General features: G+C 58.5%; 10 protein-coding genes and 1 pseudogene. 2 read left to right on the plus strand and 9 right to left on the minus strand.

What is annotated here, in order from left to right; genetic code table 11:
* Positions 1-31: 31 nt before the first annotated feature.
* From ACLBWT_RS03395 to ACLBWT_RS03410, 4 genes are all read right to left on the minus strand, one after another.
* The gene (locus ACLBWT_RS03395; RefSeq protein WP_447661642.1) at positions 32-337 is read right to left on the minus strand and encodes an urease subunit gamma; all 306 of its coding nucleotides are present in this window, start codon (positions 335-337) and stop codon (positions 32-34) included.
* Between the two features lie 414 nt (positions 338-751).
* Positions 752-1,897: a sensor histidine kinase gene (locus tag ACLBWT_RS03400; RefSeq protein WP_447661643.1), complete on the minus strand. Its 1,146-nt coding sequence runs from the start codon at positions 1,895-1,897 to the stop codon at positions 752-754.
* Positions 1,887-2,597 (minus strand): response regulator transcription factor, encoded by a 711-nt coding sequence (locus ACLBWT_RS03405; protein WP_447661644.1) that lies wholly within the window; start codon positions 2,595-2,597, stop codon positions 1,887-1,889. Before ACLBWT_RS03405 ends, ACLBWT_RS03400 begins: the two co-directional genes overlap by 11 nt.
* 182 nt (positions 2,598-2,779) lie before the next feature.
* Positions 2,780-3,286 (minus strand): copper amine oxidase N-terminal domain-containing protein, encoded by a 507-nt coding sequence (locus tag ACLBWT_RS03410; RefSeq protein ID WP_447661645.1) that lies wholly within the window; start codon positions 3,284-3,286, stop codon positions 2,780-2,782.
* A gap of 200 nt (positions 3,287-3,486) precedes the next feature.
* Here ACLBWT_RS03410 and ilvD point away from each other — a divergent pair, with 200 nt between their 5' ends.
* Complete coding sequence (ilvD, locus tag ACLBWT_RS03415) at positions 3,487-5,172, plus strand: dihydroxy-acid dehydratase (protein WP_447661646.1); 1,686 nt, start codon at positions 3,487-3,489, stop codon at positions 5,170-5,172.
* A 78-nt stretch (positions 5,173-5,250) separates the two neighbouring features.
* Here the strand turns inward: ilvD and ACLBWT_RS03420 are convergent, their stop codons facing one another.
* The 3 genes from ACLBWT_RS03420 to ACLBWT_RS03430 all read right to left on the minus strand — a co-directional run bounded on the left by ACLBWT_RS03420 (position 5,251) and on the right by ACLBWT_RS03430 (position 8,362).
* Positions 5,251-6,213 carry an anti-sigma factor domain-containing protein gene (locus ACLBWT_RS03420; RefSeq protein ID WP_447661647.1) on the minus strand — a complete coding sequence of 321 codons (963 nt, stop codon included), beginning with the start codon at positions 6,211-6,213 and terminating at the stop codon, positions 5,251-5,253.
* Positions 6,210-6,788 carry an RNA polymerase sigma factor gene (locus ACLBWT_RS03425; RefSeq protein WP_447661648.1) on the minus strand — a complete coding sequence of 193 codons (579 nt, stop codon included), beginning with the start codon at positions 6,786-6,788 and terminating at the stop codon, positions 6,210-6,212. The genes ACLBWT_RS03420 and ACLBWT_RS03425 overlap by 4 nt, the downstream gene beginning before the upstream one ends.
* Before the next feature lie 134 nt (positions 6,789-6,922).
* Positions 6,923-8,362 (minus strand): polysaccharide deacetylase family protein, encoded by a 1,440-nt coding sequence (locus tag ACLBWT_RS03430; protein WP_447661649.1) that lies wholly within the window; start codon positions 8,360-8,362, stop codon positions 6,923-6,925.
* A 189-nt stretch (positions 8,363-8,551) separates the two neighbouring features.
* Between ACLBWT_RS03430 and ACLBWT_RS03435 the strand changes: the two genes are divergently transcribed.
* Complete coding sequence (locus tag ACLBWT_RS03435; RefSeq protein ID WP_447661650.1) at positions 8,552-9,676, plus strand: AI-2E family transporter; 1,125 nt, start codon at positions 8,552-8,554, stop codon at positions 9,674-9,676.
* A gap of 117 nt (positions 9,677-9,793) precedes the next feature.
* Here ACLBWT_RS03435 and ACLBWT_RS03440 read toward each other — a convergent pair whose 3' ends face one another.
* Together ACLBWT_RS03440 and ACLBWT_RS03445 are read right to left on the minus strand one after the other, a co-directional pair.
* On the minus strand, positions 9,794-11,629 hold the full coding sequence (locus ACLBWT_RS03440) for a peptidoglycan D,D-transpeptidase FtsI family protein (RefSeq protein WP_447661651.1): 1,836 nt from the start codon (positions 11,627-11,629) through the stop codon (positions 9,794-9,796).
* A gap of 17 nt (positions 11,630-11,646) precedes the next feature.
* Positions 11,647-11,875: pseudogene (locus tag ACLBWT_RS03445) on the minus strand (hypothetical protein); the annotation flags it as partial.

The raw sequence follows: 11,875 nt of genomic DNA on the forward strand, positions 1-11,875 counted from the left end.
CCCGATCCGGCCTCCGGCTGCTGCCGAACGATCAGCCCGATATGGGCTGGTGCACCGTCACGAGCTTCGTCCCGTCAGGGAAAGTCGCTTCGACCTGAACCTCATGGATCATCTCCGGTATGCCTTCCATTACCTGGTCCCGGCGCAGGATCCGCGTGCCGTATTCCATCAGGCGCGCGACCGTAAGGCCGTCTCGGGCGCCCTCCATGATCTCGGAGGTAATGAGCGCGATGCTCTCGGGATAATTGAGTTTGACCCCCCGGTCAAGCCGCCTGCGTGCCACGTCGGCGGCCATTGTGATGAGCAGCTTCTCTTTTTCCCGCTCGGTCAACTGCATCCCTTCCACCCCTTATGCCAGAATTAGTTCCATTATAGTCACGCTGGCGGCGGAAGTAAACATATTATGTCAGGAAAGTTAACATGATTAAACCTTCACTGCACGCAAAAAAAGAAGCTTCCGCCTTAAGCGAAGCTTCCCGATTCCAAGCTGCTATGCTGTTCCCTCCATCACATCGACACTCGCCAGCGGCTGCTCTACTACCAGATCCGCAGCAGAATATCGACCAATCCCACGTTTTTGCCGCCGTCTCCGCCTACCAGCAGAACGGCCATCAAGATAACCGCGCATGCCATGACCATCATCCACAGATGCCTCAAGGACGTCCCCTCCTCAGCGTCATTGTCTGCTCCTATTGTAGCCGAGCCGGGAGAGGCATACCGTAACGTAATCCTAAAAATTTCTTAAGAAATCCTAAAGAGCGTCTAATGCCGTCGTTTCGCGTCCCTTTTCCGCTAGCGGGACAGTGGCGCCGGCCAGCGGGAGCCTGACCTGGAAGCTCGTCATGAAGGGATCGCTTGCCGCGGATATGGTTCCTCCATGCTGCTCCACGATGCCTTTGGCGATGGCCAGACCCAGTCCCGTGCCGCCGCTGCCGTCTCCTCTCGCCTTGTCGACCCGGTAAAACCGGTCGAACAAGTGGGGCAGATCGATGGACGGTATCATTTCCCCGTAATTGACCACTTCGACCACGGCTTCGCCTCCGGATGCCGAAGCGATCAGATCGACTCTGCCGCCATCCTTGCCGTAGCGGATCGCGTTGGCGAGCAGATTCTCGAATACGCGCACCATCTTGTCGGAATCTCCCGTCACCATCAGCTTGTCGGCCGACGCCCTCAGCTCCGTGTCCAGGCCCGCCTCCTCCAGCGGCACCCGGTACTGCAGCAGCAGCTGCCGGAGCAGCTCCGTCAGATTGAAGGTAAGCTTGCGCTGCGGCGCGGTCTCATACCTCATCTTCGTGTAGTCGAACAGATCGTTGATCAGCACATGAAGCCGCTTGGACTTCTCGTAAGCGATGCTGACATAATGGCGCAGCTCCACTTCGTCCCTGCACCGGTCCTGCTGGATCAGCCCGAGGTATCCGATGATGGAGGTCAGCGGCGTGCGCAGGTCATGGGAGACGTTCGTGATGAGCTCGCTCTTGGTCTGCTCCGCCCTGCGCTCCTCGTCCAGCGATAATTGCAGCTTGTGGACGAGATAGTTGATGTAGGAAGCGAGATCTCCCAGCTCGTTCTTCTGCCGCACGGGAACCTTGTAGCCGAAATGCCCGTCGGCGATATAGCGTACGCTGCGGCTGACGTCGCGGAAATACCGGAATTGCCGCTGCTGCAGGAGCAGCAAATAGACGAGGAACAGGATCAGAGCCAGAATGACGAGCGTAAAATCCCCCAGCTGGTCGATCATCAGATGGGCGATCGAGCGCAGCGACGGGAACGTCACAGCCAGCCTCTCGGCGGCGATGACCATGAGCGCGGAGGTGATGACCGCGAGCGCCGCGCTTGCCGCCAGATGGACGAGCAGACGGACCGTCATGTCCTTGACGATATTGTCATCCTTCAATTTTGTAGCCGACCCCCCATACCGTCACGATGAACTTGTCTCCGGTTTCCTGCTCGAGCTTGTCCCTCAGCTTGCTGATATGGACCATGACCGTATTGTTGGATTCATAGAACTTCTCTTTCCATACTTGCTGGAAGATGTCCTCCGCGCTGAATACCCGCCCCGGATGCGACGCGAGCAGATGAAGAATGCCGAACTCGGTGCTCGTCAGATGCATCTGCCTCCCGTCCGCGCGCAGGACGACGGCATGGGTGCTCTTGTCGATGCGCAGCGGTCCAAGGTCGACTGCCTCGTCCGAATCCAAGCTGCCGGCTTGCGACGATTTGGGATATTGATAGGCACGTCTAAGCAGCGATTTCACCCTTGCAACCAGCTCCAGCGGATTGAACGGCTTGACCATGTAGTCGTCCGCCCCCGTCATGAGTCCCATGATCTTGTCCATGTCCTCGGCCTTCGCGCTCAGCATGAGGATCGGAACGGGAACCTCGTGGTCCTTGCGGATTCTTCGGCACACCTCGAGGCCGCTCAGCTTCGGCATCATGATATCGAGAACGACCAGATGGTAGGACCCGTCCGCAAGCAGCGCGAGCGCTTCCTCGCCGTCATGGGCGGTCATGGTCTGGTAGCCTTCATTGGATAAATAAATCTGGATCAATTCCGCGATTTCGCGGTCGTCGTCGACGATCAACAGCTTTTTCACAGCCGATACCACCCCTTACAGCCACTATACCGCAGAGCCGGGCCGCTTGAAAGGCGTGGCATCCAATCGTCAGACAGGTTTAAGCTTTCCTTTAGGTTTCCTTCAACAAGCAGCGGAAAACCCCGTTTCTGCGCCATGCAGGGACGGGGTATTGAATACGGTTATGAACGGCAATAAGAGAATCAGCTCTTGTCGCTGTCCGCCTTATCCGTAATATTGATCAGATTCTGCTCCGGATTGTACCAGCAGTAGGCGCCGAGAGATTCGGAAACAAATCGCAGCGGCACCATCGTCGCGCCGCTCAGATTGCGCGCCGGCACGTCCAGCTCGACCTCGTTGCCGTTGATGGAGGCCTTCGTCTTGTTGACGGTCAGCTCGATCGTCATCGTCCCTCTGGTCGCCTTGATGCTCTGGTCGAACTGGTTCCATTCCACCTGAGCCCCCATCGCTTCGAATACGCCGCGGAGCGGAACGAGAGTTCTGCCTTTCTCGATGACCGGATCATGGTTCATGTCATAGTTGATGCCATTAATCAGAATTTTCGGCAGCTCCTTGGAAGCGTGGGCTTGAGCGGGAGCCAGCAGCCCCGCGCAGGCGATCAGCGCTGCCGCGCAGAATGCGGCGGCAGGCTTCAGCTTGCGGGAACCGTGGGATGCTGGACTGGCGGAGAAACGGCGAATGGGACTCATGGATGGATTTGCCTCCTTTGGCGATAGACGGAATGAACGGCTCTGATTGTAATTAAACCGCTTTCGGCCGGTAAAAACCTAGAAAAGATCCTAATTTGCAGCCGCATCATCGAAGCGAAGCATCAAAGCGGCAATCTGTAGTCAATCCTTCCCCGCTATGGTAGAATCATAAAATGATGGTATACCAGGGAGGGACAGTCATGGCACCGAAGAAAATGCGTTCCGATATGATCAAGAAGGGCTTCGACCGCGCTCCGCACCGCAGCCTGCTGCGCGCCGCAGGCGTCAAGGAAGAAGATTTCGACAAGCCGTTCATCGCCGTCTGCAATTCCTATATTGATATTATTCCCGGCCATATGCATCTTCAGGAATTCGGCAAGGTTGTCAAGGAAGCGATCCGCGAAGCGGGCGGCGTGCCGTTCGAGTTCAATACGATCGGCGTCGACGACGGCATCGCAATGGGCCACATCGGCATGCGCTACTCGCTCGCCAGCCGCGAGATCATCGCTGATTCCGTGGAGACGGTCGTCAATGCGCATTGGTTCGACGGCATGGTCTGCATTCCCAATTGCGACAAGATCACGCCGGGGATGATGATGGGCATGCTTCGCGTCAACATCCCGTCCATCATGGTCAGCGGCGGCCCGATGATGGCCGGACGCACCAGCGACGGACGCGCCATTTCCCTCACGAGCGTATTCGAGGGAGTCGGCCAATTCATGGCCGGCAAAATCGACGAGAAAAGCTTGACCGAGCTCGAACAGTTCGGCTGTCCGACATGCGGCTCCTGCTCCGGCATGTTCACGGCCAACTCCATGAACTGTCTCGCCGAGGCGCTCGGGATCGCCCTTCCGGGCAACGGCTCCATTCTCGCCGTCTCGCCTGAGCGCAAGGAATTCGTCCGCGAGTCCGCACGCCAGCTCATGAAGCTGATCGAGCTCGATCTGCGTCCGCGCGACATCGTCACCGTTGAAGCGATCGACAACGCCTTCGCTCTCGACATGGCTATGGGCGGCTCCACCAACACCGTCCTGCATACGCTCGCGATCGCGCATGAAGCCGGCATCGACTACCCGATCGCCCGCATCAACGAAGTCGCCAACCGCGTGCCGCATCTATCCAAGCTGGCCCCTGCCTCCGACATCCACATGGAGGACGTGCATGAAGCCGGCGGCGTAAGCGCCGTGCTGAACGAGCTGCTCAAGAAAGAAGGCGCGCTCCACACGGAATGCATCACCGTTACCGGCAAGACGATCCGCGAGAACGTCGAGAATACGGAAGTGAAGCGCCGCGACGTCGTCCGCCCTATCGACGACCCTCATTCCGAGCGCGGCGGCCTGGCCGTCCTCTTCGGCAACCTGGCGCCGGACGGCGCGATCATCAAGGTCGGCGCCGTAGACAAATCCGTCGGCGGCTACCACCGCGGACCGGCCATCTGCTTCGATTCCCAGGACGCGGTTCTGGAAGGTCTCAGCAAAGGCCTCGTCAAAGAAGGCCATGTCGTGGTCATCCGCTACGAAGGACCGAAGGGCGGTCCCGGCATGCCGGAAATGCTCGCCCCTACTTCCCAGATCGTGGGCATGGGACTCGGAGCCAAGGTCGGCCTGATCACCGACGGCCGCTTCTCCGGCGCATCGCGCGGCATCAGCATCGGCCATATCTCGCCTGAAGCAGCCGACGGCGGCCCTCTGGCCTTCGTCAACGACGGCGACATCATCGAGCTGGACATGAACAACCGGACGATCCAGCTGGAGATCAGCGACGAGGAAATGGCCAAGCGGCGCGCCGAATGGACCGGCTTCGAGCCTAAGATCAAGCGCGGCTACCTGGCCCGCTACTCCCATCTCGTTACTTCCGCCAGCACCGGCGGCGTCATGAGAATCTAATTCAACTCACAACCGAACAATCCCCCTGCGCTTCATGCCGCAGGGGGATTGTTTTTCGTTCGGCTTCCATCGTTCAAATCAAGCTTTCAAGCCTCCGGCCATGACCATCGTCCCGCGCGGCGCGGTGCCGAACGCATCCGGCTCCAGCGTGATCGCGACCTGATCGAAGGAATCCGGCTGGAACGTGAACGTAATGGCGCCGGAGCCGTTCACCGGCTTGAACGTACCGGCATTCACAGGCTTGTCGCCCTTGATGAGCCACACCTGGAAAGCCTGGCTGTCCTTAAGCGCGGGAAGCTTGCTGGCCTGCACGATCAAGTGCGTGCCCTTGGCATCCACGACGATATAAGCCTGCCCTTTGGCGACCATATTCTTGACCGGCTTGAGCGAAATGATCTGGCTCACCGCCGCATCGGCCGAAGGCTTCATCACGTTCTGCAGCTCCGACTGGGCCTGGACCAGATTCTGCTTGGCCGCCTCGAGCTCGCTTGCGAGCTGTTCATTCTTCTTGCCGAGGCTGTCCATCCGCTGGGCAAGGGTGCCGCACACAAGCAGCATGACCGCGGCCGCTCCGGCCAGAAGCGCCACCAGGCGCTGCCTGCGTCCTCCTGCTGCAGCGGTCCTTCTCCTGCTTTCGTCGTTCGAGGTCCAGGCAGCTGATCCTGCATCCTCATTCCGTTTGCTTGCGGAAGCAGCCTCTGTCCGCCGGCGATCGGAAGCATCTTCCTCAGGATAATCCACCTTCGCCAGACCTGCATCCGCTTGCCTTCCCAAGCTCGGATCCTGAGCGTTGTTCCGGCCGAGCACCGCTCCAAGCACCCGCTTCTTCATTCCCTCGGGAGGCTCGATCGGATCGACCGCCAGCGGCAGCAGATTCATCAGCTTCTGCAGCTCCTGCAGCTCCGCACTGCATTCAGCGCATTGTTCCAGATGCTCTTCGAATGCAACGCGCTCAGCCGCGTCAAGCGCTCCTGCCGAGTACAGCTCCACATTGTCGCATTCCATGTTTTTGCCATGCGGCTGATAGGGCTGGCTTGTCATGATCGAACCCCCTCTCTCCAGACTTCCCCGAGACTTTTGCGCATCTGCCTAAGCGCTAGCCGGACCCGGCTTTTGACTGTGCCCAGCGGAATATGATGCAGCTCGGAAATTTCCTGCTGCGTGTATCCCCCGTAATAAACCAACTCCAGCACCCGCTTCTGCTCCTCGTTCAGCTCCGCCAGCGCTTCCTTCACATGCTCCGCCATGAGCCTGTCCATGGCAGCCTGCTCCGTCGTTTCCGGGTCTTTGACCCCTTGCCAGTCTTCCTCGTATCCCGAAGCCGCCGGACGGCGGTCGCGCTTCCGAATCCAGTCGATGGAGAGGTTGCGCGCGAGCGTGAACATCCAGGTGCTCACTTTGCCTGTGCGCTGGTTCATGTCAAAAGAATCGGCGTGATTCCATACTTTGAAAAAAAGCTCCTGCACGATCTCCTCCGACGCCATGACGTCTCCGACGATGCGGTAGACAAAGGAGTATACGGGCCGCTCATATCGATCATACAGCTGCTCAAGAGCATCGCTGTCCTTAGCCGCTATCCGTTGGAGGAGCTGCTCCTCCCAAGCCGTTTCGCTCATTGTTTCCTCTCCTTCGCGCTTCTCCCATCATAGCCTTTCCAGCCCGAAAGTCCAATGGATTCCGGACACAAAAAAGACTGCTTCACGGAGATCCTCGCTCCGAAAAGCAGTCTTGCACCCGCAATCGCTGAGGTTCAGGAAGCGCTCGGGCTTCCGCTTGCGACCGGTTCGACGGAGGCTCCCGGCTCGGCCGCAGGAACAGTCACGGAGCCCTTCGGCTGCCTGGCTGCTTCCTGGCCATCGGCATCGCGGGAAGAGGATGGCGTCCGGGCAGCATGCCGCAATATATCCTCGCGCGACATCAGCAGCATGCGCGGTGTCATCGGCTTTTTGTCTCTTTCCTTGCCTTTGCGGCTGGTGGATTTCTTCTTCGGCCTTGCCGTGAGAACCCGGAACAGAATACGAAGATAAATTCGGGATGCTTTGGCAAATAAATTCTCAGGAAGGTCGAATACCTGGAACCCGAGCCTGTCGGTTCCTCTATGAATCATGGTAACTCCATAAATAGCCTTGACGGAGCTCGTTTCAGGATCGTTCAGAACCTGCCTCGACAAGGCGGGAAGCGCCGTCTCCATCTCCCGGATCAAGTGGATGATGACTGCCATGGGAGAGGTCGAGCGTCCCGATACCCTGCGCAGCATGTCGTTGTCGAGATGGATCTCCGCGACGGAATCGCCTTTGCGGATGATATCGCCTTCCTTCAGCTCCACCTCGGGACCGTTGTACGTCGTCTTGCGGTAGTAAAAGACCGTCCTGTCCCCCGAGCCCCGAACAGCCTTCAGCCGGAATACAAGATGGAACAGCTTCTCGTACTGCAGCCATGTCCATGCCGCAGCTCGTCCGAGCAGGCCCGGCCTCGCTTCCTTGGCCTTGTCCGTGATCGCCATCATCTCCTCGATGCCGACAAATCGGAAGCCGCGACGGCTTCCTTCCTCCAGATAAACGGTCAGAGCCTCCAGCATTTGCGCCGGGGCTTCCGCATCCGCGCCGAGCGTAAGCCCGCAGTCGTGCAGCAGCACCACCTCGCCCGGCCTCAGCTTCTTGAGCAGCCGTTCCGTGAGCCGATCGGCATTATCGTGGGCTTTCCAGTCACCGAAGATGCCGGACCAGAGCACGATTTTGTACTGGCCTTTTTTGGAGAAATCGAACAGGTTCACGATTCCCCACGGCGGGCGGTAGTAGGCCGGCATCAGCCCGGCTGCCGCTTCGATGATCTCCGCCGTCCGTTGAATCTGCTTCCTCACCGTGGCAGGCCTCATCAGCCAATTGGTCTTGTGCACATAGTTATGGATTCCGATCGTATGCCCTTCGTCCCGCATGCGCTGAAGAAGCTCTGGGTGCCTCTCCGCATGGGATCCGACGACAAAAAAAGTCGCCTTGGCTCCGTGCCTGGCGAGCAAATCGAGAAGCTTGGGCGTATAAACGGGATCGGGCCCGTCATCGAACGTCAAGGCGATCTCTCGTTCCGTGAGGCCTTTTTTGAACACTCGGAATCCGAACATGCGGCTGACCAGCCCCGGGAGAAAAGCATACAGCGTCAAAAAGTAGAATCCCCAGACAAGCAAATTCTCCATGTTCTTTTCCCCACCATATTCTCTGTATTCTGTCGATTCCGGACACAAGCCTTCCGGAAGTCCATTGAAGTCAACATCCATTGTACCATAGTCCAAGGGCAAAAAAAGCCTATCATCTCTAAAACTATAGTACAATACAGACAGAAATATGCTCGTACACCGATATCTGGAGAAGGAGAACCCGACAGCATGCTGACCTTTTACCGCAAGTACTGGAGAACGGCTTTCGACATCGGCTTGATCGTCCTCACGGTTTATCTGATCATGCTATTGTTCAGCTTTTTGTATTCCATCGCAGCTCCGATCTTCCTCTCGCTGCTCATCTTCGTCATCATTGAGCCGTTGGCCAAAGCCTTGAACCGGATCGGCATCAAAAAATCTCTGGCCTCGGCTGTTTCCATCCTCGTCTTTTCCGCTCTCGTTCTAGGCCTTTTCTTCGGAGCGGGATATATCGTCGTCAAGGAAGCGACCGCGCTTGCGGACAAGCTTCCGGAGTACCAGAGCATGCTCGTCACCAAGGTCAATGCCGGATCGGATTGGCTCAAGGAGCAGGTAGGCGCCCTTCCGCCGGGATCGGTCGACAAGCTGCAGGAATACGTCGACTCCCTTACCCTGTGGGGGCAGAAAGTGGCCAAAGGCTTCCTCTTCAGCGCGGCGGGATACCTGTCCTCGGTCTCCGCCTTTATGTTTAACTTTATCGTCGGAATCATACTCGCTTATTTCCTCAGCATCGAGATCGGCGACTGGAAAAAAATCGCCCGGGACAAAACGCCCCGGACATTCAAGAAAGCATTCGAATTTCTGCGCCTCAACGTCTTCTCGGGCATTACCGCTTACTTGAAGGCCCAGATGAAGCTGATCTCCATCACCTTCCTCGTCGTGTTCGTGTCCCTCCTGCTGCTCGGGGTCGACAACGCGCTGACGATATCGGTGCTGGCCGCTGTGTTCGACATCCTGCCGCTGCTCGGGGTCGGAACGGTATTCATTCCCTGGATCATCTATCTGCTGGCTGTCGGGGATTTCAATCTGGCCATCTGGCTGACCGTCCTGTTCCTCGTCATCGTGCTCGCCCGGCAGATTCTGGAGCCGCTCATTACCGGGGATACGCTCGGCGTCTCCGCCTTCACGATGCTGGCGTTCATGGTCATCTCTCTGTCGCTGTTCGGCGTCGCCGGCGTCATCCTCTCGCCCGTGCTGCTCATCCTTGTAAAAGCGTTGTACGATCAGGGCTATCTGAGACGATGGATCACTCCGCCCAAGGATGAATATGATCTGCCGGACTATGGAAGGCCCGATCCGCCGGCAGAGGCATGAGAAGATCATCAGCGGAGTCCCGACAGTCCGCCGCTTGAATGAAGCTCGGCCTTAACTCGGCCTTAACTCGGCCTTAACTCGGCCATTGAAATTCGGCTCGATATCAAGCGATTCTCGTCAAGGCAGCCGCTCCGCGCCGGAGGCTTCCCAGGCAGCCAGCGTATCCATGACGCTGCCGAATAGTTTCGCCGCCTGGTTCGGGCTCCCCTCCGGCCGGTTTTCGGCCAGCACCGCGACGGCATACCGTGGGCTGCGGACAGGGCCGTAGCCGGCGAACCATTGATGGTTCCCCTGTCCCCGCCTCCCTGTCTCCGCTGTCCCGGATTTGCCCGCCAGCTGCCAAGACATGCGCTGCAGGGAACGTCCCGTCCCGCTGCTGACGACCGCCTCCATGCCTTTGCGCAGAGCTGCCGCCGTATCCGGAGCAATGCGTCCGTACGGCGACTTCAGCTCATGAGCCGGCATCCGGGCAAGCAGCTGCCCGTCGGCATATCGGATTTCTCGGAGCAGCCTCGGCTCGAGGACCTGACCGCCATGCAGAAGAGTGACCATCAGATTGGCCGCCTGAAGCGGAGACGCCAGCACATCCTGCTGGCCGATTCCCGTCCGGGCAAGCTCGCCTCCCGATAGTTTGCCCGGCGCTCCCCCTTGGCGGAACACTTGGCCCGATTCTTCTTCCCACAGAAGCCGCAGCGGCCCCTTGAGCGGCCCTGCGGCTTCTCCGTCCTCCAGGCTCCAGCCTACCCTCTTGCCGAGCCCGAGACGGTCTGCGGTGATCTGGATCTGGGAGGGAGTCAGCCGCTCCGCAAGCCCGGCAAAAACGATATTGCAGGATTGCGCCAGCCCTTGCCGCAGCGTAACGAGCCCATGGCCTCCCTCTTTCCAGCAGGACAATCCGAAACGGCCGTATTCGCCGGGACAGAAAAACTTCTCTCCCTCGCTCGTCACGCCTGCCTCCAGCGCCGCCGCTTCCGTAACCAATTTGAAGATCGAGCCCGGAGTGAACGCTTTGACACCGTGATTTTCCGTCCCGGACAGGGAGCCGTCCAGCTTGAGCGGGTCAAAGGAAGGCATCGAAACCATCGCAACGATGTCGGCGTTGCGGACATCCAGCACGACGACAGCTCCTTTGGCGAGCCCTTCCAGACGCGCCTTCCTTTCCAGCTCCCGCTGCAAGGGAAGGCTGATGGTCGTGACGGCCTGGAGCGGATAGAGAGGAGTAGACGGGCGCGTTAGCGTCATGTCGAGCCCCTTGAGCGGAGCTCCTCCTCCGTCCGTAAAATATCGGGCGTAGGACGGGCCCGTTCCCCGCAGCACTTTTTCCAGCGACAGCTCCAGACCCGCTCCACCAGTTCGATCGGAAAGGGCCGCCTTTCCCTTTTGCAGCTGCTTGGCGTACAATTCCCGAATCCGATCCGGGTTCTCGCTAATATATCCGATTGCTTGGATTCCGCTATCCCCTTCCAGATAGCGCGCCCGAAACGGCAGCACCGCTACCCCTTCGATCCGCAGGCCGGCCAGCTCCCGTTCCTGGGAAGCGCTTAGCCGGCGCGGAATTCCCGATCCGGAATCATGCCAGAATTCAGGCGACTTCAGGGCGGACAGCTTCTCCGTCAGCTCCTCCCTCCCGATGTTCATGATCCGCGCGAGGACGGAGAGGTCGCCGCCCGTTCCTCTGCTCGCCGAAGAAGGCAAGGGGAACAGCGCAAGCGAGCGATAGGAGAAGCCGGTAAGCGGCAAGCCCGAACGGTCGAGGAAGTCGCCCCTCCCGGAATCAAGCTGGAGGCTTTGGCTGTGCAGCTGCAGCGGGCCGGCAGCCAGCCGCTGCCCTCCAGCCGGACTGCCGGAAGCGTGTCGGGAAGGAAGGAGATCAATCCAGGCAAGGCGAGCGAGGCAGATAAGCATGACGATCGTAATCAAGCAAGCAGCGGTTCTCAAGCGGCGTACGGACATAGGAATGCCTCCGAATATCAAATCGATTGATTCTGTATTCCAGCATTCCCCATCCTTCGTTCAGCTAACAGCGGGAAGAATGAACAAAGCCAAAGAAGCCCCTTTGCTCTCGCAAAGGGGCTTCTTACTTCTTGCTTTTTACTTCTTGTTTCTTGTTTCTTGCTTCTTGCTTCTTGCTTCTTGCTTCTTGCTTCTTGCTTCTTGCTTCTTGCTTCTTGCTTCTTGCTTCTTGCTTCTTGCTTCTTG

Source organism: Paenibacillus sp. D51F (assembly GCF_053345695.1).